Source organism: Halomonas litopenaei (genome assembly GCF_017303055.1).
GTDB lineage: Bacteria > Pseudomonadota > Gammaproteobacteria > Pseudomonadales > Halomonadaceae > Halomonas > Halomonas litopenaei_A.
In genome coordinates this window covers 312,340-334,343 of sequence record NZ_JAEKJT010000001.1, presented here as the reverse complement: position 1 = coordinate 334,343, position 22,004 = coordinate 312,340, and the positions used below count along the sequence as shown (strand labels likewise).

Below are 22,004 nucleotides of genomic sequence, written 5' to 3'. Positions count from 1 at the left end.
CAGCGCGGCCGTGGGGCTCTGCGCCCGGTCAGGCTGGCGGTTGCGGGGTGGCTACAAGGGCCAGGTTGCGGGGCGTCAGCGCTCGCTCACAGAACTCGCTCAAGCGCACCTCGAAGCCGGCCTCCTCGAGCCACAGGGCCCGGTCCAGGACCAGCCATAGCTCCAGTGGTCGGCGAAACAGGTGGCGCACCAGCTCGAATCGATTGACCCGCCCCAGCCGCGCCACACCGCGACGCTCGAACGCTTCCCAGTCGACCCCCTTAGGCAGCGCCAGCCCCTTCTCCCGGGCGGCCCAGCGACAGAACCCGGCGAAGTCATCTGGCATCTGCCCGTAGGCCAGACTCGGCACCGCCAGGTAGTCGTCCGTCCCGCGCAGCTCCCGCTGCAGCTCATCGAAGCCAAGCCGCCAGGCGTTGGCCCGTTCGCGCTTACGTTGCTCTCCCCGGCTGGCGGTCACCGTCTCCTGCACCGCCATGGCCAGCGTCTCACGATCCAGCGCCAGGTCATGCAGCTCAGCCTGGTATCGGGCCTGGGCGGACAACGGTCGGTAGCGCTCATCCCGGGTCCGCTGGTAGCAGCATGGCGCCAGCGTCACCGCCACGCGCTTGTCCCGCGCCAACTGCAGCAGGCGCACGTGCAGATCGCCACAGGCATGCAGCGCCACCACCTGATCGGCGTGGTCAAGCTGCTCGGCCGCACCTGGCTGCATCACGTCCTGCTCCACCAGACTCACTTCAAGCCCCTGGCGGTCGGCCAGCGCCTGGCCACTGCGACAGAGCGCTGGCTGCCACTCCAGAGCACGCACCGGGCCATGGTGCCAGCGCGCCAACAGCCGCGACAGGTGGCCCTTGCCGGCGCACCATTCGACCAGGCGCTGGCCACGCAGTTGCTCGACCTGAGGGGCAAACGCCAGCATCTGCGCCCACTTGCGACCACCCACGTGGGACGCCCAGGCCTCGGGGGCGTCGATCGCCGGCGGCCCCGGGGCAACGTCGATAAGTCGCTTCAGCTCGGCCACCGGTAGCCAGGCCGCCAGCGGCGAGTCGTCGAAGGGCCGCTGCTGCAGCCGCTGGCAGCGCTGGTCATCCAGCGCTTCGAGGCAGGCAGCGATATCCCCGGCCTGCGCGCGGTCGGACCAGGGGATGGAGCCGTGGGTGAAGGGGGTCGGCGACCACAGCCAGTGCCACTCGGCAAGCAGGCGGGTCAGCGCCGCGAGGCGCTCGGTGTGGCTCAAGCTAGCAGTCATGCGCGCAAGGACGACATCGGTCGTGTGGTCAAGGGGACAGGCGCGCCATGGTAGCAGACACGGGGCCTGTCAGGCGCGTCCATCGGACTGGTGCTGAAATAGCATAAATTGCCGGAACAGCTCTGCCTGGCTCGAGATGTTCAGCTTGGCATACAGTCGCTTGCGATGATTCTTGACGGTGCCGGTAGAAATTCCCATCTTGCTCGCGATCTCCGGACTGGTATGTCCCCGCAGAATCAGCCAGGCGGTCTCTCGCTCACGCTCGCTCAGGCGATCCTGTCCAAAGCTCGCCAGCAGGCTTGGCGTTTGTTCCTCCCGCGGCAGGTGCAGACTCGACACCAGCCAGAACTGGCGAACCAGTGACTCAAGCAGAGGAAACAGATAGGCCACCTGGGCCATCAGGGTGACGTGATCGGCGCCCTCCTCCAGGGCACCGTAGGCACCAAAGGACATCGTGATGCCATCCCCTTCTCCCAGCGAAAAGAACGCGGCGGCTTCCCGTTCAAGGCCCAGGTTGCGGTAGTAGGTCGCGAAGTATTCTGTCTCGCGGAAGCCGGCGGGTGCCAGTTCTTCAAGCCACCACACCCCTGGCGCCGCCTGGGACTGCCAATGCTGATGAAACGGGTCGAGCAGGTACATGCGCTCCACGTAGGGTAACAGCACCCGACGATCGAGCACCGCCGACAGGTTATGCGCCAGCACCGTGGGCCTACCCACGCCGGGGAAGTGCATCACCGCATAGCTGATCCCCGGGGCATAGGCACCCAGCACCTCCCCTAACCCCTCGAGAAAATTGGGCGAACGCACGCGGTCGGCAAGGCGCGCCACCGGCGCAAGATCGCTCGGTGGCAGCACCTTCGAGGGCAAACGGCAGGGGCGGCAAACATCCATCGGGTCAGAATACGTCACCCCAGGTGTCTGACCAAGCCATCAAGGCGTGCCAGCAAAGCCTCCTGATGCGGCTGCAACGTCTGCTGGCCCCAGCGTGCGATCTCGTCGTTCATGGGGTCATCGGCCTGGATCGCTGATCCTGCCAGGGTCTGGATGACCGCATGACCACACAGCGGCACGTAGCCCTCGCTGTAGCCTCCCTCATGCACCATCACCAGGCGGCCCTGGCACAGTCTGTCCGCCACATCGAGCAGCCTGGCCGTCATCTCCGCATAGGCCTGACTATTGAGCATCATGCCGCCCAGGGGATCCATGGCGCTGGCGTCGTAACCACAGGCCACCACCACCAGCTCTGGGCGAAAGCGCTCCAGCGCCGGCACCACCACGCGCTCGATGGCCGCCTGGTAGGCGCCGATACCCGAGCCCGGCGGCAACGGCACGTTCAGGTTGTAGCCGCGGCCAGCGCCGCCCCCGATATCTTCGATGTCTCCACTGTCGACGGGGTAGTTGCGGTCCTGGTGCAGCGACAGGGTGAGCACGTCATCGCGCTCCCAGAATGCCTGCTCGGTGCCGTTGCCATGGTGCACGTCCCAGTCGATGACCGCGACACGCTTAAGCGGATGGCGCGCCATCATGGTCATGACCGCGATCGGGATATTTCCCAGCAGACAGAAACCGCGGCCTCGGTCCCGCTCGGCGTGGTGCCCTGGCGGGCGACACAGGGCATAGGCGTTGTCGGCCTCGCCTCTCAGCACGGCATCCATGGCGGCCATCGCCTGTCCGGTGGAGCGACGGGCGATGTCGTAGCTGTCACGCCGCAGCGGCGCGCACTCCCCGGCATCACCAAAGCCAAACTCGCTCATCTGCGCCAGCCGCGCCAGATACTCCGCGGTATGGAAACGCAGCAGATCGCTCTCATCGGCAGGGGCCCCCTTGATCGGCACCAGCTCATCCATCAGTCCGGTGACTTCCAGCAGATTCTTGAGGCGTCGCTTGGTCTCCGGGTGTTCCACCGCGGCCGCAGGCTGGACATGTTTACCAGGCGTCGCAAAGACCGAGCAGGGACCGTTGTCGTGCCACAGGCAGTGCTCATGAAAGGCAAAGGCCGTACGTCGTTGCATTCGTGGCTACCCCAGCAGGAAATAAAGAATGGCACTGGCACCTGCCGCCAGCAGCACGTACGGCAGCTGTGTCAGGGCGTGCTGGATCGGCGTCACTCCGCAGCCACGTGCACTGAGCACGGTGGAGTCACCGAAGAAACAGGCGTGGGAACCGAAGGCACCGGCCGAAATCATCGCCCCAAGGGTCAGCCCCATGGAGGCCCCTGTCGCCTCGGCCAGGGGAATCACGATGGGAAAGGCGATGGCGTAGACGCCCCAGAAGGACCCCGTCGCAAAGGCCAGTCCGGACAGCAGCAGGAAGGTGACGCCCGGCAACCAGCTTCCCTGCATCAAAGGTTCGACCCAGGCCACCAGCGTCTCGGTCAGGCCGAGGTTCTGGTTCACCGTTTGCAGCAGGAAGGCGGCGAACACAATGCCGAGGGGCAGCAGCATCTGCTGAAAGCCCCCCAGGAGCTCATCAAACATGCGATTGAGTGGCGCGATCCGCTGCGCTGCATACAGCGCCAGGGCAACCAGCAGGGCGAAGCCAACGCCGATCAGCGCATCGATACCGAACCACCAGGTCGCCAGCAGCAGCGTGGTCACCGGCAGTACGAAATTGATCAAGCGGGGCGTGATCTGGCGCTGCACCTCGTCGGCTTGCTCGGCGCTGCTATCATCCACCAGCTCATCTCCCGCCTCTGCCGCGCGCATGCGCCCAAGGGCAGGCAACACCCCCAGCGCTACCAGCAGTACCACCAACAGCGCAATCAAGGGGTAGAACAGCATCGGTATCAGGCCGAGATAGGTGGCGAAGCCATCTCCGGTGGCAGCAATGCCCTGGCTTTCCAGCAGTCCCGCCAGATAGATGGCCCAGGTCGAGAACGGTATCAGCAGACAGATCGGCGCCGCGGTGGAATCGACGATATAGGCCAGCATCGAGCGGGAAATCTTGAGTCGATCGAACAGCTTCTTCATCGCCGCCGATACCGTCATGGCATTGAGGTAATCGTCGATGAAGATCAGGATGCCAAGGCCCGTGGCCCCTAGCATGGCCCGTCGACGCGTGGTCAACAGGCGGCCCGCGCTATCGCTGAAGGCCTCGGTGCCCCTGACGAACTGCAGAAGGCCAATCAAGGCACCCAGTAGCCCACAGACCAGGGCGATCCAGCCCATGGTCGGCTGCTGCATGACCTCCAGCCCCGCCAGCGCCATGTCCTGGATGGCGCTGGAAGGTGAGAGGATGATGAAACCGCTAAGACACCCGGCCATCAGCGCCTCAAGGGTACGGTGGGTGATCAGCGCCATGGAAATGACAACCACCGTGGGTACCAGCGAGTAGGCGCCATAGTGGCCATCCTGGATCAGCCAGTGGCCGGACAGGCTGGCGACCAGCACCACACTGAGAAACAGCAAGCCGCGACGCAGGCCGCGATTGGGGTCCTGGCGACGATTCGCCAGCTCTGAAAGACTATGATCCACTGTCGTCACCATCGGGTTGTTGTTGAAATGTGACCGTGCGATGCCTTTGATAGCACTGCCCTAGCACCTGCGGCGATATCCCCATGGGGACCATCGCCATACTCAAGACCCTCGATGTCAGGAGACTCATCCCATGTCCCAACACCGCCATGTCCGGCTATGTCTGCCAGCGCTGGCGTCGATGCTGGTATCACTGTCGGCACCGCTGAACATGGCCCTGGCGTCCCCTATGGGCGATGACACCCCGCCACCCGTCGCCGCGCCCTCGACAGGCGCCCCGGGCACCGCTTGTGCCCTCCCCGGCGATTGGCGAACGCCAGGAGACAGCCTGACCAGCCGCTCCCCTCCCATGGGCTGGGCGGCGCTGGCGGACGAGCAGGTGGTACTGCTGGGCGAGCGCCACGACCAGCCTGCCCACCATCGTTTTCAGCTGGCGGCGATCAGCGCCCTGCACGCCCAGCATCCGCGCCTGGCCATCGGCCTGGAGATGCTGCCAAGGGAAAGCCAGGCGGCGCTGGATGCCTGGGTGGCTGGAAATATCGACGAGACAGAGCTGCTCAAGCAGAGCCAGTGGTATCGCTACTGGGGCTTTGACGCCGCGCTCTACCTGCCGATACTGCACTTTGCCCGTGACCATCGCCTGCCGCTGAAGGCACTCAACGTCACGCCGGAGCTGCGCCGACGCCTGGTCGAGCAAGGTGTCATGGCCGTTCCACCCACTGAGCGTCACGGCATCCCGGAACCGGCCCCGGCATCGCCCTCCTACCGGCAGCGCCTGGAAGAGAGCCTGGCCCAGCACGCGGCCGAACTTGGTGACGAAACCGGCAGTAGCGTATTCGATGCCGGAATGATCGATAACTTCGTCTACGCCCAGCAGGTCTGGGACACGGCCATGGCGTACGGACTTACCGAGCTGGTAGAGGACGGCTACCTGGCGGTGGGCCTGGTGGGAATGGGACATGCCAGCTACGGCGAGGGCATCGAAACGCAGCTTTCACACCTGGATATCCGCGCGGTGTCGAGCCTGCTACCGCTGACGGTGGACGAGGCCTGCACGGCCGACGACGGGCTCGCCGATACGATCTTTGTGGTGCACAACGACAGGCTCAAGCAAGAACCGCGACTGGGGGTTGGCGTCGAAATGGACGAAGGCGGTCTGGTAGTCAACCAGGTGGCAGCCGACAGCCCCGCCGAGGCTGCGGGGCTGCGCGTCGGTGATCGCCTGCTGCGCTTTGCTGGCCAACGCCTTGACCAGCCTGCGCAGCTCAAGGCATTGGTGAACCGCGTAATGCCAGGGACCCAGGCGCGAGTCGAGGTACGGCGCGACCGGGCCCACCACACGCTGACGGTAAGTTTTCCGCCAGCGCCCACCGAGGTTGAGGGATAGGTTGAGGAATAGCGCGCGGCCCATAGGCCGGTCCCGCAGCGACAGGAGGCTGAGGAAGCCAAGCAGTCCGAGCCTTGAGCGTGGCCCCTCACTGACGCCCGCCCTTCAAAACGCCTCGTCTGCGTCGAGCTGGGCCAGCCGCTCTCCCAGGGCGTCCAGCTGGTGGGGAGCGAAGACCTCAATGCCAGAGGCACGCAGCAACGCCGTGGTGACTCCCTCACCGGCCACCAGAGTGCCCTCAAAATGGCCGTCGTAGATCTGGGTGCTGCCGCAGGAGGGGCTGCGGTCAATCAACAGGGCCAGGCGAACCCCATGGCGCCTGGCCGCGGACAGCGCAAGCTTTGCACCCCGGATAAAGGCATCGGTGGGATCGTCCCCGGCGTCATCCGCGATCCTTGCCTGCCCGTGCAGCACCTGACGTCCCTGCCCTCCCTGGATTTCGGCGGGAGGTCTTGGCGTCGGCAACCCTCCCGCCACTTCCGGACAGATGGGTACCAGCCGCCCCTCCTCGCGCCAGCGCCTCAGACTCGCATCGCCCAGGGCCTTGTGACTGGCGTCATAGCGCACCGGGTCTCCCAGCAGGCAAGCACTGACCAGAACCTTGTTCACGTGGCAACTCCTCACCATCACTTCTATCGTCAACATGGCATCGCTGGCGGCTACCTCCGCTCGACGACAGGATGCCCTGTGTGCCGCAGCATGCTAAGCTCCGCCCACCTTTGATTCCCCCAGCACTCAATTGGAGTTTCCCCATGGTTCAAGCTACTGCTCGCCATATCCTCGTTGACAGCGAAGACAAGTGCCAGGCCCTCAAGGCCGAAATCGAGAACGGTCGTGACTTTGCCGACGCCGCCCGCGAACACTCCTCCTGCCCGTCCGGCCGCCAGGGCGGCGACCTGGGCAGCTTCGGCCCCGGCCAGATGGTGCGCGAGTTCGACGAAGTCGTGTTCTCCGCCGAGCTCAACAAGGTCCAGGGCCCGGTCAAGACCCAGTTCGGCTACCACCTGCTGGAAGTCACCAGCCGCGGTTGATATCCCGCCGAGCGAGTCACACCGAGCTAGTCAAACCATGCTAGTCAAACCAAGGCCACGCCAAAGCGTGGCCTTGGTGTCTAAAACAGTGTCTTAGGCAGCCTCTTCTGCCCCCCTTCCTGCCGCTGTTATCTACTCCACTGTCTTCTCGACTCGGGTCAGGGGTTCACCGCGAGTGTGGATCATCACCACGATCAATTCCGCAGCACTTTCATCGCTGGCATTGACCAGCTTCACATGACGCACGCCCTCAGGCTCTCGCCACTCGTCGCCAGGCCCAAAGCGTTCTTCTTCCCCACCCTCAAGCTGTGAGATCACCTCGCCGGCGGCCACCTTGACGTAGGCTGGCCCTGCGTGGCGATGGGGCGGCAGACTGGCCCCAGGGTCCAGGGTAACCAGTACGACGGTGGAGATCAGGTTGGAATCGTCTGACACCCACTTCTGCTGCATGATGTTCTGGGACACGCTGGGCGTTACCTGCTCGCCACTCTGTGCCGACGCCTGGGGCGTCACCGCAATCAGCAGCGTCAGGGCGAACACCAACCGCGACGCCAACCACAGCGAGCGCCCGGGCGAATGGGGCAGAGTCACAGTACCGCACGCCTTGTTCTTGCTGGTCATTCGTTTCAACGTCAGGGGAGACTCAGGAAACATGGAGGAGACCTCTTGGGACAACGTCGTCGGTGACGAGAGTGTTTGGATGACGCCACCACCGCCTTCCTTACATCCGCCCCGGTAACGTCCCGTGCCGAACGGCATGTTCGACCCACGGCTGCAGCTTCGTGCACATTCTATTGGGAAAATTCCCCAGCCCTGCCCGCTGGGCCGAGTTAGGCTATGCAAAAACAACCATCGACCGCCCCGACCGAGGATGAGGAGTCCCCTATGTCGATCATCGATTCACCCGAACGTTATGGCAGTATCAGCCGTTTCTTCCACTGGAGCATCGCCGCCCTGGTGCTGTGGCAGCTCGTCACGGCCATCACCACAGTGCTGTTCGAAGATTCCTGGCTGGATAAACTGACCTGGGCTACCCACAAGCCGGTGGGCCTGCTGATTCTGATCCTGATGCTGGGCCGGGTGGCCTGGGCGCTGTTAAACCAGCGCCGCCGCCCATCCAGCCTCAACCTGCCGTCGCATCTGGGTCATCTCGCGCTATACGCCCTGCTGGTCGTGATTCCGTCGATTGCGCTGATGCGCCAATATGGCTCCGGGCGCGCCTTTTCGCCCTTCGGCATCGAGCTCATGTCAGGCTTTGACGGCGACAAGATCGAGTGGATGATGCTCCCTGCCAATCTGCTCCACGGCTGGCTGGGGTGGGCGCTGTTCGCGATGGCCCTGGGGCACGTGTTGATGGCGGTTCATCACCGCATGAATCCCAGGCAGCAGGATGTCCTGCCCCGCATGCTTGACGTCAGCGCCAGGAAATAAGTCCGCCGCAGCCATGGACGGCATGAACCTGCGGCCCCGGCGGAGGGGACACACCGGCCAGGGCGTGGATCGGGCCGGTGTGCAGATGCAGACAACCGCGCTAGGATGGGCGAAGGCCATCGATAAGGACGTCAGCATGGAGCAATCACCAGGACTGCCTCACCCGCCGCACCACGACCTTGCCCCCGGGGGAAGGCGCCCATGAGCGACTCCCCGATCATTGATGTCCAGGCGCTGACAAAGGTCTATGCCGGCGGATTCGAGGCGCTCAAGGGCATCGACCTGAGCATCAAGCGCGGCGAGATCTTTGCCCTGCTTGGCCCCAACGGGGCCGGCAAGACCACCTTGATCAGCGTCATCTGCGGGCTGGTCAATCCCTCATCAGGCCACGTCAGGGTCGACGGCCACAATATTCTCGATGATTTCCGTGCTGCCCGCTCGCTGATCGGGCTGGTGCCCCAGGAGTTGACCAGTGAAGCCTTCTCCACCGTATGGGACACGGTGTCCTTCAGCCGCGGCCTGTTCGGCAAGCCCAAGGATCCGGCGCATATCGAGAAGGTGCTGCGCCAGCTCAGCCTGTGGGAAAAGCGCAAGAACCGGCTGATCACCCTGTCCGGCGGCATGAAACGTCGGGTGCTGATCGCCAAGGCACTGGCCCACGAACCCCAGGTACTGTTTCTGGATGAGCCCACCGCCGGGGTCGACGTCGAACTGCGCCGTGACATGTGGGAGGTGGTGCGAGGCCTCAGAGAGAGCGGCGTCACCATTATCCTCACCACGCATTACATCGAGGAAGCGGAAGAGATGGCCGAGCGCATCGGCGTCATTCGTGCCGGAGAGCTGGTGCTGGTGGAGGAAAAGCAGGCGCTGATGGCGAGCCTCGGCCGCAAGGAATTGACCCTGCACTTGCGCGAACCCCTCGACGCTGTTCCGCACGCCCTGGCTCACCACCACCTGGCCTTGAGCGACGAGGGCCATGCGCTGGTCTATCACTATGACGGTGCAGACGACGGTGAGAGCAGCATCGCCGACTTGCTCGCAGACGTCGACGCCGCCGGCATCGCATTCAAGGACCTGCACACTCGCCAGAGTTCGCTGGAGGAAATCTTCGTCAATCTGGTCAAGGAGCGACCATGAACATCACCTCGGTCAAGACGCTCTACCTGGCAGAGATGGCCCGAAGCCTGCGCACCGTGCTGCAGAGCGTGGTATCCCCCGTGCTATCCACCTCGCTGTACTTCGTGGTCTTTGGTTCCGCCATTGGCTCACGCATCAGTGAGGTCGAGGGCATTCCCTACGGTGCCTTCATCGTGCCGGGGCTGATCATGCTGATGCTGCTGACCCAGAGTGTCTCCAATGCCTCATTCGGGATCTTCTTCCCACGCTTTTCGGGGTCGGTCTACGAGATTCTATCGGCTCCCATCTCGCCGCTGGAGATCGTGCTGGGCTTTGTCGGCGCTGCCGCCACCAAATCTATTATGCTCGGCTTGATCGTGCTGGCAACGGCCAGCCTGTTCGTGCCCTTTACCATCATGCACCCGCTGTTGATGCTGCTGTTTCTGGTGCTGACCGCACTGACCTTCAGCCTGCTCGGTTTCATTATCGGGATCTGGGCCGATGGCTTTGAAAAGCTGCAGCTGGTGCCGCTTCTGGTCATCACGCCGCTGACCTTCCTCGGCGGAACCTTCTACTCCATCGACATGCTGCCTCCCCTGTGGCAAACGGTGACCCTGTTCAATCCGGTGGTCTACCTGGTGTCGGGTTTCCGCTACAGCTTTTATGGACTCGGCGATGTCAGCGTATGGGTCAGTCTGGGCATGATTCTGCTGTTCATGGCCCTGGCGCTGGCGGTCATCCATGCCATCTTCCGCAGCGGCTATCGCCTCAAGCCATGAATCGGCTTCGGTCTGACGCCCCAAGTACGCTATCATCTGCCGCCGTTTTTTGGTCACGAGGTTTCCATGCCGATCTCTGCCTGTGTCATCCAGCGCCTGGACAAGAGCGCCAGCGACATCCCGGCAACGCTTAAGCATGCCAGCGAGCTGCATCCCGACAGCGACGCATTGGACAGCCTGGTCACCCGCCTGACCGACGCTTACCACGGCAAGGCCAAGCGCTGGGGCCGGCTCAATGAGCACGCTCCCCCCAGCACCACGGATCGCCCGAGCGTGCAGAATAGCGACGCCAGCGGCGAGGATGTCGCCCCTTGGGACGACGAGGACTCCTCCGCGACAGGGACCTCTGGTGCAGGCTCCTCTGGCCTGGCCGCCTCTGATGAAGGTCCGGTAGTGGCGACCACCAGCCGCTTCCCTGCCGAGTTTCGTGCCTTCCTCGACGGCGAGCGAGACTTTCAGGCACTGGCCAGGGAGCTTGGCGAGGCCATCAAGGGCGTGGTCGACGCGCACCTGCCCACCGGAGGCCACCTGCTCATGGTCGACCAGCGCCAGGGCGAGACCCGCCACCTGTTCGTCGCCCTGGTTCACCATCGGGACGGTTTCGTCATCGGTGAAGACGGTCGCGTCGGCATCACCGGGCAGCTCAATCACAGTCAGATGTCGCTGGCCTTCCGCCTCAACCTGACCCAATGGCAGGACGGCGGCCCGTCGAGTCAGTACCTGTCGATGCTGGCAGATCGCGGCGCGAAGAAGCTGGCCGACGACCTGCAGGCCCTTTTGGGCGCTAGCGAAGGCGTCGATCCAAAGAGCGAAACCCGTACCTTGCTGAAGGCCTTCAGCGACTATGTCGAGCAGGAAGACATGGAGGAGGAAGCGTCGCGGGAAAAGACCGATGCGCTGATCGACTACGCCCAGGACCAGGCAAGTCGCGGTGAAGCGATGACCCTGGATGAGCTCTCCGCCCTGGTCAACGATGACAATCCGCGGGCCTTCTACGAGCACATTCGCAACGCCGACTACGGCCTGTCACCGGAAATCCCGCCGGACAAGCGCACCCTCAATCAGTTCCGCCGCTTCACCGGCCGCGCCGAGGGCGTCTCGATCAGCTTCGACTCCCACCTGCTGGGCAACAGCATCGAGTACGACGAAGAACATGACCGATTGATCATCAAGAAGCTGCCCAGCAAGCTCAAGGAACAGCTGCAGGGGGGCTAGTTCAGGCCTGCCGGGATTGCGACGCCATGCTCTCGACCTCGACCACCCGATCCAGGCGCAGCTCGTCCTCCGAACGCTCGCCGGGATAGCCGCCGGGCACGGCCACCACGCGGGTGTCCCCCAGCGTCAGCATCACCGGGTCGTGGACGTGGCCGTGGACCCACAGCGCCACGCCCTCCATCAGCGACTCGAGGCGCGAGGCAAAGGCCGGCGACAGCGGGTCGCCCTGATAGTGGGCAGGAATGCACTCGGCCAGGGGAGCATGGTGGCTGACCACCACCGTGGCGCCGGCGAAGGGCCTGGCTAGCTCGGTCTCAAGCCAGGCCCGGTTATCGCGGTGCAGCTCGACGCTGCGCTCCGGCGAGAAGACCTCGCCATCAGGTTCTTCGATGATCGCGAAGTCGGGCATCTGCCTGAGTGCAGCGGACAGCGTCTCCGCAGGGATGTCCTGCGGGTCGGGACGCTCATCGTAGAGCGCGAAGTCGGTCCACAGTGTCGTCCCCAGAAAGCGCACGCCGTCGAGTTCAAGTCGTGCGTTGTCGAGCAGGTGAATGCCCAGCGTGGCCGCGCGCTCACGCATCTCCTTGCGCAGTGGCTCCATGCGATGCTTGTAAAATTCGTGATTGCCCGGCACGTAGATCACCGGATGATCGGGAAAGCGCGCAGCAGCCCACTCGATTCCCTGCACGCCTAGATGAATATCACCTGCCAGGATCACCATATCGGCCTCGATGTCGGGCAGCAGGCGATCCCCCTCGAAGTGCTCCAGGTGCAGGTCAGACAGGATTCTCAGGCGCATGAGCTCGCCTCCGGCTTAAGCGTTATGGGCTGCGCTCACTCATGGCCAGCCTGGCCGCCAGGCCAATGAACAGCGCCCCCAACCCTCGCTCACACCATAGACCAAGACGACGATTGCCGCGCAGCGCTGTGACCAGCCTGGCGCCCAGGATCACCAGCGGCGGCTCGATCAGTCCTGCCACCGCAATGATCAAGAACCCATGCAGGGCAAGCTGGAGGCTGGCCGGCCCTGCGCCTGGCACCACGAACTGAGGCAGAAAGGCCAGGAAGAAGATGGCGACCTTCGGGTTCAACAGAGAGATCACAACGCCCTGGCGATAGATGCTGGCAGCCCCAGGCAGAGACGGGGCCGGCGCCGCCGTTTCGCTGGACGGGCGGGCGAGCAACGCCTGAATGCCTAGCCACAGCAGGTACGCCGCGCCGACCCACTTGATCAGGCCGAAGGCGACCGCGGACGTTGCCAGCACGGCGGACAAACCCAGCGCCGCCATCAGCACATGCACGCCCGCCCCACTCCATACCCCGAACATCGCAGCGAAGCCCCCACGGCGGCCATGTCGCGCGGTCTGGCCCAGTACAAAAGCCATGTCAGGCCCCGGTGAGAGATTCAGCAGCAAGGCTGCCGACAGAAAGGTGACCCAGTGGGCCAAGGTATACTCGAGCATGGCGGATCTCGTGGCGGCAGCGTCGGTAGCAAAGCCTTCCACGCTAGGCGACGGGGCCTCAGCGCGCAACCCAGTTGAGCCAGAAACACACCTTGCTGCATGCTGTCTTCCCTTGCCCGGCCAACTCAAGACGCCGCTCCCTTCTCCCCTGCCAAGGAGTTCTACCATGTCCGCGTTGCTGCCCCGCCTCGGCTTTATCGGTATCGGTCTGATGGGCGACCCGCTAAGCCGCCGGCTAGCCAAGGCCGGTCATCCGCTGGTCCTCTACAACCGCACTCGAGCCAAGGCCGACGCCGTCGCTGCGGAGACCGGCGCCAGGGTCGCCGATAGCGTGGCACAGTTGGCCGCTCAGGTAGACGTGGTGATCACCTGCGTGGCCAATACCGAGGTGCTGCGCGAGCTGATGCTCGGGGCCGAGGGGGTCATCGCCAACGCGCGTCCCGGTGGCGCCATCATCGACCTGACCAGCGCCGACCCGGCCGCCACCCGGGAGCTTGCCCAGCTGGCCGCCGAATCCGGCCTCAGCTGGGTCGACGCCCCGGTCTCCGGTGGCGTGGCGGGTGCCGAGGCCGGCAGCCTGGCGATCATGTGTGGAGGCGACCGAGCCCACGTGAACGCCGCCAGGACGATCCTGCAACCACTGGCCTCGCGCATCACCCATATGGGTCCGGTAGGCGCAGGCCAGGTCACCAAGCTGTGCAATCAACTGCTGGTGGCCTGCAATACCGCAGCGATCGCCGAAATGGTGGCACTGGCCGAGTCCAGCGGTGTCGATGCCGGCCTGTTGCCAGAGGCCCTGGCGGGCGGCTTTGCCGACTCAACGCCTTTTCGCATGCTGGTGCCGCGCATGGCCGAGCGTGATTTTAAGGCGCCCAGTTGGCACCTGCGCACCCTGCTCAAGGATGTCGACATGGCCACCGCTCAGGGTTATCGCCAAGCCAGCGCCACGCCGATGGCAGCGCTGGCCGCCCAGCTGATGCGCAGTCGACTGGCCAGGGGCGAAGGCGAGAGCGATCCGGCGACGTTGATTCGGCTCTATCGTGACGACGCGCAGCGCAGCTAGACCCGTCTGCGGCGGCGCCGTACACTCGTTCGACATCCGCCATCAGTTACAGGATGCTTTTCCATGGCGTTCAACTCCACCGCCACTTACGTGGCTACCGATGCGCTCAAGCAGGCCGTCAATGCGGCCGTCACCCTTGAGCGCCCGCTGCTGATCAAGGGCGAGCCAGGCACCGGCAAGACGCTGCTGGCAGAAGAACTGGCCGCGTCCCTGGGCTCCCGCCTGGTGACCTGGCACATCAAGTCCACCACCAAGGCCGCCCAGGGCCTCTACGAGTACGACGCGGTCAGCCGTCTGCGAGATTCCCAGCTCGGCATCGACGGGGTCGAGGATGTGGCCAACTACCTGCGCCCCGGCAAGCTATGGGAAGCCTTCACCGCCGACGAACGGGTGGTACTGCTGATCGACGAGATCGACAAGGCCGACATCGAGTTCCCCAATGACCTGCTGCAGGAACTCGATCGGATGGAATTCTTTGTCTACGAGACCGGCGAGACGATCCGGGCGCACCACCGCCCCATCGTGGTGATCACGTCCAACAACGAGAAGGAGCTGCCCGACGCCTTCCTGCGCCGCTGCTTCTTCCACTACATCGAGTTTCCCGACCGCGCCACCATGGAGCGTATCGTCGCCGTACACTTCCCGGATATCGCCCCAAGGCTGGTCAGCCAGGCCCTGGAAGTGTTCTTTGAGCTGCGCGAGGCGCCGGGCCTCAAGAAGCGCCCCTCCACGTCTGAGCTGGTCGATTGGCTGAAACTGCTGATGGCCGACGAGGTGGCGCGGGAAGCCCTGAGCCAGCGCGATCCAGCCAAGAGTCTGCCGCCCCTGGCCGGCGCCCTGGTCAAGAACGAGCAGGATACGGCTCTGCTGGAGCGCCTGGCCTTTATGGTGCGGCGTCAGGGGCGCTGATGTTTCTCGATCTGTTCGACAGTCTCAGGCGCCAGCAGGTCCCGGTATCCCTGCGCGAACTGCTGGACCTGCATGCCGCCGTGGACTCCGGCATTGCCTTTGCCGATGTGGACGCCTTCTATCAGTTGGCCCGCACCATCATGGTCAAGGATGAGCGCCACTTCGACCGCTTCGATCGCGCCTTCGCCGCCTGGATCGGGTCGGTGGAAAGCCTCGATGCGGCCATTGACGCACTGATCCCCGAGGAGTGGCTGCGCCGGGAGTTCGAGCGCCAGTTGAGCGAAGAGGAAAAGGCGCAGGTCACGTCTTTGGGCGGACTCGAGGCGCTGATCGAGACCTTCAAGCAACGCCTCAAGGAACAGCAGGGACGCCACGCCGGTGGCAACAAGTGGATCGGTACCGGCGGTACCAGCCCCTTCGGCGCCTATGGCTACAACCCCGAGGGGATGCGTATCGGCCAGGATGGCTCGCGCCATCGTCGTGCGATCAAGGTCTGGGACGAACGCCGTTTCCGCGACTATGACGATGATCAGGCCCTGGGGCCGCGCAACATCAAGATGGCACTGCGCCGTCTTCGCCGCTTCGCTCGACAGGGTGCGCTGGACGAATTCGATATCGACGCCACGATTCGCGACACCGCTCGGGATGCCGGCCTGTTGAACCTGCGCATGCGACCGGTGCGCCACAACGCGGTGAAGGTGCTGTTGTTTCTGGACGTGGGCGGTTCCATGGACGACCACATTCGCGTCTGCGAGGAGCTGTTCTCGGCGGCGCGTTCCGAGTTCAAGCACCTGGAGCACTTCTACTTCCATAACTGTCTGTATGAAGGCGTGTGGCGAAACAATGCGCGCCGTCACAAGGAGCGGTATTCCACGCTGGAGCTGATGCGCACCTTCGGCGCGGACTACCAGGTAGTGGTCGTGGGCGATGCGTCGATGTCACCCTACGAGATCACCCACCCCGGCGGCAGCGTCGAACACTTCAACGAGGAGCCGGGCGGCATCTGGCTGAAGCGACTGGTGGAGCGCTACCCGCGACTGGTCTGGCTCAACCCCAACCCGCCACGCTATTGGGAATATACGCCTTCGACCAGGATCATCCACGAGCTGGTGCAGGAGCGCATGTACGCCATGACGCTGGAAGGACTCGACGAGGCCATGCGCGAGCTGGCTCGCTAGACCACGACCCCGGATCTGATCAAGGACCCGTCGATGCCCCACCTGCCGCAGACACTTCGCCGACTCAGACCCTTGCTGCTTGCCGGCGCATCGGTGTGGCTGGCCGGCTGCGACATGGCCACCGGGGTCGCCACACAAGGGCTGATTCAAGCCTACTCTAGGCCCGCTCTGGAACCCCGTGACGGCTATGTGGTGGACCATCGTCACCCCGCTCGGGGCCACAACAGCCGCGTGCATTTCTTGATCCTGCACTATACCGATGAAAACCAGGCGGACTCGCTGCGCGCACTCACTGGACCACGGGTCTCCAGCCACTATCTACTGCCTTTGCCAACACGACGTCTGCAGGGCTCACCCGTGGTGTTTCAGCTGGTGCCCGAGTCTCGTCGTGCCTGGCACGCCGGCGCCAGCCGTTGGGGCAACCGCATCGGCCTCAACGATACCTCCATCGGCATCGAGATTGTCAATCAGGGCCCCGACCAGCCCTGGGTCGGCAGCGAGCTGGAGCCCCCCGAGGGGGTCGGCTGGATGCCCTACCCCGACAGCCAGATTGAGGCACTGATCGCCCTGTCCCGAGATATCATCGAGCGGCATGGCATCGAGGCCAGGCACGTGTTGGCACACTCTGACGTCGCGCCCACGCGCAAGCTGGACCCGGGCCCGGCGTTTCCCTGGAAACGGCTGCATGATGCCGGCATTGGTGCCTGGCCCGAGCCGGAGCGGGTGGCCCACTATGCCCAGCGCTTCGACGCTCGCCAACGCATCGCAGGAGGAAGCCTCCCCTCGATTGAGACGGTGCAGCGGGCGCTGCGTGCCTGGGGCTATGACATCGACGTCAGCGGCGTGCTGGATGACGCGACCCGCGCCACCCTGCGAGCGTTCCAGCTTCACTTTCGTCCCGCCGACTTCAGCGGAGATCTCGACGCAGACACCTGCGCACGTCTGTGGGCTCTACTGGAGCGATACCAGCCAGAGGCGCTGGCGACGCTGGCCGAGCCTCAACCATCCGAGCCTCAACCAGCCGCTCCTCAACCAGCTGAGCCTCAACCAGCCGCTCCTCCAGCCGCGCCGGGCAGGTAATGGATCACGTCGTGAAAACGCAGCACCGCGGGCCCTTCGTTGCGCATCAGGTGCGGCCGGTCAGCACAGAAACGTAGCCCTTCCCCCGCCGTCAAGCGGTGCCACTCATCGCCCACAGCCAGCACCAGCGTGCCCTCGAGCACGACCAGGTGCTCGACCACCCCAGGCGCATGGGGGCTGGAGGCGCTTTCAGCGCCTGCGGCGAGTTCAATCTCGAACATCTCGAAGCCCAGCAGGGGATCGTACGGAAACAACAACTTTGCCTGCATCCCGGCGCTGTCCTGCCCCCACACTGAATCACTGGTACTGCAGTGGCGCTGCTCCAGCGGCGAGTCATCGGTGCCTGGGCCTTGACCGAACAACGACGAGAAACTCACCCGAAAACCACTGGCGATGCGCCACAGCGTCGCCACCGTAGGACTCGACTCCCCACGCTCGATCTGGCCCAGCATGGCCTTGCTGACCCCGGTCTCTCTGGCGGTATGTGCCAGGCTCCAGCCCCGCGCCTGGCGCAGCGCCTTGAGGGAGCTGGCGATGTGGTGGCCGATGTGGTGGGCAGTGTCCGACATGTCGTCTCTCATGAAAATGCGTGACGCGCACCAGTATACAGAGGCTCGAGCCCACAGCGCTTGTGCGTTATAACGCCCGCTGCTAGCCTTGGACGTTATAACGCACAATTTACCCCCCCCCTTTCCCAACACACAGCGACACGCCCCATGACCGAGCCGTCTTCCACTCTTGCTGAGCCAGCGACTCCCCGCGAAAAGCGTCAGCTGGCCAACGACCTGCATGCATCCACCGTGGCAGCAGGGCTGGTGTCGGTACTAATCGGCTACGCCAGCTCCGCCGCCATCATCTTCCAGGCCGCCCAGGCGGCGGCGATTCCCCCATCACAGATCGGCTCCTGGATGTGGGCCCTGGGCATTGGCATGGGCCTGACCACCCTGGGACTGTCCTGGCGCTATCGCATGCCGCTGCTGACGGCGTGGTCGACGCCGGGCGCAGCCCTGCTGGTCACCCAGCTACCGGGGGTCGCCTTCGACCAGGCCGTGGGCGCGTTCATCGTGGCCTCGGTGTGCATGCTGCTGGTCGCCGCCAGCGGCGTGGTCACGCGGATCATGGCCATCGTCCCGGCAGCATTGGCCTCAGCGATGCTGGCGGGCATTCTGCTGCCGTTCGTTCTCGATATCTTCGCTACTGTCCGTGTCGATCCCTGGATGCCATTGCTGCTATTGAGCGTATGGATCCTGTGCCGACGCTGGCTGCCAAGGCTTGCCATCATCACGGTGCTGATGGCCGGGATCGCGATAAGCCTGGCGCGGGGGGATTTCCAGGTCGCCCAGGTCTCGCTGATGCTGACGCGACCTGAATGGGTCTCCCCGGCGTTTGACCTGGCGACCTGTCTGGGCATTGGGGTGCCGCTGTTCGCTGTGGCCCTGACCACTCAGCATCTGCCGGGCCTGGCCATGGTCCGCAGTGCGGGCTACTCGCCTCCTGTCGGCGCCTGCCTGGGCACCACCGGGCTGGCGTCGCTGCTGATGGCTCCCTTCGCTGGGCATGGCATCAACATGGCCGCCATCAGCGCGGCGCCTTGCCTGGGGGAAGAGGCGCACCTTGACCCGCATCGCCGCTACACTGCCGGCGTGGCAGCCGGTATCGGCTACCTGGTGCTGGGGACCCTTGGCGCTACCGTGGCCGCGCTGTTCGCTGCCTTGCCTGAGGGATTGATCGCGGTAGTGGCGGGACTGGCACTGATGGCCACCCTGGGTGGGGCGATGACCACCGCCTTTTCCGACGCTCGCCATTTGGACGCGGCGCTGGTGACCTTTGCGGTCACCGCCTCTCCCCTGACCCTGGCGGGGATTGGATCAGCCTTCTGGGGATTGATCGCTGGACTGGTCATCGTTGCCCTGGGGGCATGGCGCCGCGCCTGAGAAGGCCCCAGGCACGTTACCAAGCTAGCTGGAGGTGGGCGCTGCTCCATGAGACGCCTCGTCACTGGCCATACGCACCATCGCCAGCGCCTCGTCCAGGGTCGCCACTTGCTCGACGCGCACCAGCTCATTGCTCAGGCTCACCGCGGTGCCGGCGCGTTCACTGATCAGCTGCTCCAGGCTCGCCAGATCACGGGCCTCGCCCATGGGCAATGCATCGACCGAGGTAGTGCTGGTGCCGGGCAGGTAGATCGTGCCGTTGGAGAAATCTACCGCGTAGGCAATCACGCCAGGCACGATGAAGAACAGCAGGCCCACACCGTTGGCGACGGCCACCACCGGATCGATACGTCCACTGATCTGCCCCTTGCGCTCCGGATGAAAAACGGTGCCGCAGCCGGCGAGTGAGGTCAGGGTAGTGGCCAGGACCAGGCCGGTAAGCAGACGGGGTGGACGTAACATGAACAACTTCCTTTGCTGTTTCTAGCGCGATGGTAACACGGTCGATATCGCTGCCTGGGGCGGCCGTGGAGGCCATCCCGCCGCCTTGGCGACATCTTCCATGAGAAAACTCGCACGCATCCTAGCACGTTTTTCTGCACCACTTAGCTGACCTGGCCAACGCTGCGCAGCACTCCCGCTGTCGACTCCGCTGCGGCACGTAGATTCCGGTTCGCTCCCCGCCATCGGCCAGACCTTGCGCACGTCGACACCATTTATATGACTGCATGACACTGTTTTGCCGCCGCGACGGCTTCACCGTACAATGCTCGACACTTTCGATGAGTGACATCGTCAACACCACACTCTCCATTGCGAGCGTCGACCGATATCAGGCAGCGCCTGATCACCGGCAATAGAAGACTCTGCCGTATCCCTCGACGCTCTACGATCTATCGACTCGATGTGAAGGAATCTGCGGACCCATGCGCGCCACCGACCTGCTGATCAGTACCCTCAAGGAAACGCCTGCCGACGCTGAAGTCGTCAGCCACCAGCTGATGCTGCGTGCGGGCATGATCCGCCGTCTGACCTCTGGCCTGTACACCTGGCTGCCACTGGGCCTGCGCACTCTGCGCAAGGTGGAACGGGTCGTGCGCGAGGAAATGGATCGCGCCGGCGCCCAGGAGCTGCTGATGCCCGCCGTACAGCCTGCCGAGCTGTGGCAGGAGTCTGGCCGCTGGGAGCAGTATGGACCTGAGCTGCTGCGCCTCAAGGACCGGCACCAGCGCGACTACTGTGTCGGCCCGACCCATGAAGAAGTCATTACCGACCTGGTGCGCAAGGAAATTGCCAGCTACAAGCAGCTGCCAGCCAACTTCTACCAGATTCAGACCAAGTTCCGTGACGAGATTCGTCCGCGCTTCGGGGTCATGCGCTCGCGCGAGTTCATCATGAAAGACGCCTACTCTTTCCATCAGGACGAGGCGTCCCTCAAGGATACCTACCAGAAGATGTATGACGCCTATGTGCGCATCTTCACGCGGTTGGGTCTCGACTTCCGTCCGGTGATCGCCGACAACGGCTCCATCGGTGGCACCGGCTCCCACGAGTTCCATGTACTGGCCGACTCCGGCGAGGACGACATCGTGTTCTCCACCGAGTCCAGCTACGCCGCCAACATGGAGAAGGCTGAAGCGCTGCCGGCGCCGCTGGGCAGTGACGCCAGCCGTGCAGCGCCCAGCCAGGAGCTACGCCTGGTCGACACCCCCAACGCCAAGACCATCGCCACCCTGGTGGAACAGCATGGCCTTGCCATCGAAAAGACCATCAAGACACTGATGGTCAAGGGCAGCGAAGGCGGTCTGGTGGCGCTGCTGGTGCGCGGCGACCACGAGCTCAACGAGGTCAAGGCCGAGCATCTGGAGCAGGTGGCCACCCCGCTGACCATGGCAAGCGAAGAAGAGATCCGTGCTGCAGTTGGCGCAGGGCCTGGCTCACTGGGACCGGTGGGACTCGACATGCCGATCGTGATCGACCGCAGCGTCGCGCTGATGAGCGACTTCGGCGCCGGTGCCAACGTCGACGGCAAGCACTACTTCGGCATCAACTGGGAGCGTGATGTGGCGCTGCCCCAGGTGGCCGACATCCGCAATGTGGTCGAAGGCGACCCCTCGCCGGACGGCAAGGGGGTACTGTCGATCAAGCGCGGTATCGAGGTCGGTCACGTGTTCCAGCTGGGCCGCAAGTACAGCGAAGCCATGAATGCCACCGTGCTCGGTGACGAAGGTCGTGCCATCCACCCGTGGATGGGCTGCTACGGCATTGGTGTGACCCGGGTGGTGGCTTCTGCCATCGAGCAGAACCACGACGACAACGGCATCATCTGGCCCGATGCGATCGCCCCCTTCCATGTGGCCATTGTGCCGATGAACGCACACAAGTCCCAGCGCGTGCGCGAAACGGCCGATCGCCTGCATGACGAGCTCACCGCGGCAGGCTTCGACGTGCTGCTGGATGATCGTGATCTGCGTCCCGGCGTGCGCTTTGCCGACCAGGAGCTGATGGGCCTTCCCCATCGCCTGGTGGTGGGAGACCGTAGCCTGGACAAGGGCGAGCTTGAGTACAAGGGGCGCCGCGACAGTGACGCCACCATGGTGCCCGCCGACGCCATCGTCGACTTCCTCAAGCAGCGCATCGCCCTGTAACAGGGCCCTCAACGGTCCCGGGCGCTGAGGCGTCCGGGCCGTTGGTACAGG

Annotated in this window: 22 protein-coding genes; 12 read left to right on the top strand and 10 right to left on the bottom strand. The window is 64.3% G+C overall.

The genetic code is table 11. The annotated features are described in order from the left end of the window. Window positions 1-28: 28 nt before the first annotated feature. The 4 genes from JF545_RS01610 to JF545_RS01595 all read right to left on the bottom strand — a co-directional run bounded on the left by JF545_RS01610 (window position 29) and on the right by JF545_RS01595 (window position 4,719). The gene (locus tag JF545_RS01610; RefSeq protein WP_242520556.1) at window positions 29-1,234 is read right to left on the bottom strand and encodes a methyltransferase; all 1,206 of its coding nucleotides are present in this window, start codon (window positions 1,232-1,234) and stop codon (window positions 29-31) included. A gap of 81 nt (window positions 1,235-1,315) precedes the next feature. Continuing rightward, window positions 1,316-2,155, bottom strand: coding sequence for a helix-turn-helix transcriptional regulator (locus JF545_RS20115; protein ID WP_206937816.1), 840 nt, complete (start codon window positions 2,153-2,155; stop codon window positions 1,316-1,318). Then, window positions 2,152-3,258, bottom strand: coding sequence for a class II histone deacetylase (locus JF545_RS01600; protein ID WP_206937814.1), 1,107 nt, complete (start codon window positions 3,256-3,258; stop codon window positions 2,152-2,154). Before JF545_RS01600 ends, JF545_RS20115 begins: the two co-directional genes overlap by 4 nt. A 6-nt stretch (window positions 3,259-3,264) precedes the next feature. Then, window positions 3,265-4,719 carry a Na+/H+ antiporter NhaC family protein gene (locus JF545_RS01595; RefSeq protein WP_315900667.1) on the bottom strand — a complete coding sequence of 485 codons (1,455 nt, stop codon included), beginning with the start codon at window positions 4,717-4,719 and terminating at the stop codon, window positions 3,265-3,267. Window positions 4,720-4,852: 133 nt separating this feature from the next. Between JF545_RS01595 and JF545_RS01590 the strand changes: the two genes are divergently transcribed. Next, window positions 4,853-6,106: a ChaN family lipoprotein gene (locus tag JF545_RS01590; protein WP_206937810.1), complete on the top strand. Its 1,254-nt coding sequence runs from the start codon at window positions 4,853-4,855 to the stop codon at window positions 6,104-6,106. A 105-nt stretch (window positions 6,107-6,211) separates the two neighbouring features. Here the strand turns inward: JF545_RS01590 and JF545_RS01585 are convergent, their stop codons facing one another. Next, window positions 6,212-6,715 carry a DUF523 domain-containing protein gene (locus JF545_RS01585; protein ID WP_206937793.1) on the bottom strand — a complete coding sequence of 168 codons (504 nt, stop codon included), beginning with the start codon at window positions 6,713-6,715 and terminating at the stop codon, window positions 6,212-6,214. A 143-nt stretch (window positions 6,716-6,858) separates the two neighbouring features. Between JF545_RS01585 and JF545_RS01580 the strand changes: the two genes are divergently transcribed. Next, window positions 6,859-7,137: a peptidylprolyl isomerase gene (locus JF545_RS01580; protein WP_206937791.1), complete on the top strand. Its 279-nt coding sequence runs from the start codon at window positions 6,859-6,861 to the stop codon at window positions 7,135-7,137. 132 nt (window positions 7,138-7,269) lie between these two features. Here JF545_RS01580 and JF545_RS01575 read toward each other — a convergent pair whose 3' ends face one another. Then, complete coding sequence (locus JF545_RS01575) at window positions 7,270-7,728, bottom strand: cupin domain-containing protein (RefSeq protein WP_206937790.1); 459 nt, start codon at window positions 7,726-7,728, stop codon at window positions 7,270-7,272. Window positions 7,729-8,022: 294 nt separating this feature from the next. On the opposite strand from JF545_RS01575, the gene JF545_RS01570 reads away from it, so the two are divergent. From JF545_RS01570 to JF545_RS01555, 4 genes are all read left to right on the top strand, one after another. After that, complete coding sequence (locus JF545_RS01570) at window positions 8,023-8,568, top strand: cytochrome b (RefSeq protein WP_206937788.1); 546 nt, start codon at window positions 8,023-8,025, stop codon at window positions 8,566-8,568. A gap of 201 nt (window positions 8,569-8,769) precedes the next feature. Continuing rightward, window positions 8,770-9,705, top strand: coding sequence for an ABC transporter ATP-binding protein (locus JF545_RS01565; protein WP_206937786.1), 936 nt, complete (start codon window positions 8,770-8,772; stop codon window positions 9,703-9,705). After that, window positions 9,702-10,463 (top strand): ABC transporter permease, encoded by a 762-nt coding sequence (locus tag JF545_RS01560; RefSeq protein ID WP_206937778.1) that lies wholly within the window; start codon window positions 9,702-9,704, stop codon window positions 10,461-10,463. The genes JF545_RS01565 and JF545_RS01560 overlap by 4 nt, the downstream gene beginning before the upstream one ends. 66 nt (window positions 10,464-10,529) lie before the next feature. Continuing rightward, complete coding sequence (locus JF545_RS01555) at window positions 10,530-11,678, top strand: nucleoid-associated protein (RefSeq protein WP_206937776.1); 1,149 nt, start codon at window positions 10,530-10,532, stop codon at window positions 11,676-11,678. 1 nt (window position 11,679) lies between these two features. Here the strand turns inward: JF545_RS01555 and JF545_RS01550 are convergent, their stop codons facing one another. Beyond that, window positions 11,680-12,477 (bottom strand): metallophosphoesterase, encoded by a 798-nt coding sequence (locus JF545_RS01550; protein ID WP_206937774.1) that lies wholly within the window; start codon window positions 12,475-12,477, stop codon window positions 11,680-11,682. Window positions 12,478-12,499: 22 nt separating this feature from the next. Continuing rightward, window positions 12,500-13,141, bottom strand: coding sequence for a LysE family translocator (locus tag JF545_RS01545; protein WP_206937772.1), 642 nt, complete (start codon window positions 13,139-13,141; stop codon window positions 12,500-12,502). Window positions 13,142-13,307: 166 nt separating this feature from the next. Here JF545_RS01545 and JF545_RS01540 point away from each other — a divergent pair, with 166 nt between their 5' ends. The 4 genes from JF545_RS01540 (at window position 13,308) to JF545_RS01525 (ending at window position 17,371) form a co-directional block, all read left to right on the top strand. Further along, window positions 13,308-14,204, top strand: a complete 897-nt coding sequence (locus tag JF545_RS01540; protein WP_206937770.1) for an NAD(P)-dependent oxidoreductase — start codon at window positions 13,308-13,310, stop codon at window positions 14,202-14,204. A 63-nt stretch (window positions 14,205-14,267) separates the two neighbouring features. Further along, window positions 14,268-15,113, top strand: a complete 846-nt coding sequence (locus JF545_RS01535; protein WP_206937768.1) for an AAA family ATPase — start codon at window positions 14,268-14,270, stop codon at window positions 15,111-15,113. After that, on the top strand, window positions 15,113-16,291 hold the full coding sequence (locus JF545_RS01530; RefSeq protein WP_206937766.1) for a vWA domain-containing protein: 1,179 nt from the start codon (window positions 15,113-15,115) through the stop codon (window positions 16,289-16,291). The genes JF545_RS01535 and JF545_RS01530 overlap by 1 nt, the downstream gene beginning before the upstream one ends. A 33-nt stretch (window positions 16,292-16,324) precedes the next feature. After that, window positions 16,325-17,371 carry an N-acetylmuramoyl-L-alanine amidase gene (locus JF545_RS01525; RefSeq protein WP_242520555.1) on the top strand — a complete coding sequence of 349 codons (1,047 nt, stop codon included), beginning with the start codon at window positions 16,325-16,327 and terminating at the stop codon, window positions 17,369-17,371. On the opposite strand, the gene JF545_RS01520 is transcribed toward JF545_RS01525, so the two are convergent. Continuing rightward, the gene (locus tag JF545_RS01520) at window positions 17,335-17,940 is read right to left on the bottom strand and encodes a helix-turn-helix domain-containing protein (protein ID WP_206937764.1); all 606 of its coding nucleotides are present in this window, start codon (window positions 17,938-17,940) and stop codon (window positions 17,335-17,337) included. The two genes, JF545_RS01525 and JF545_RS01520, sit on opposite strands and share 37 nt — an antisense overlap. Window positions 17,941-18,087: 147 nt before the next feature. On the opposite strand from JF545_RS01520, the gene JF545_RS01515 reads away from it, so the two are divergent. Continuing rightward, the gene (locus tag JF545_RS01515) at window positions 18,088-19,305 is read left to right on the top strand and encodes a benzoate/H(+) symporter BenE family transporter (RefSeq protein ID WP_206937762.1); all 1,218 of its coding nucleotides are present in this window, start codon (window positions 18,088-18,090) and stop codon (window positions 19,303-19,305) included. 24 nt (window positions 19,306-19,329) lie between these two features. Here JF545_RS01515 and JF545_RS01510 read toward each other — a convergent pair whose 3' ends face one another. Beyond that, entirely contained in the window at window positions 19,330-19,767 is a 438-nt protein-coding gene (locus JF545_RS01510) for a hypothetical protein (RefSeq protein WP_206937751.1), read from the bottom strand. Between the two features lie 464 nt (window positions 19,768-20,231). Between JF545_RS01510 and JF545_RS01505 the strand changes: the two genes are divergently transcribed. Then, window positions 20,232-21,953: a proline--tRNA ligase gene (locus JF545_RS01505; RefSeq protein WP_206937748.1), complete on the top strand. Its 1,722-nt coding sequence runs from the start codon at window positions 20,232-20,234 to the stop codon at window positions 21,951-21,953. Window positions 21,954-22,004: the final 51 nt, after the last annotated feature.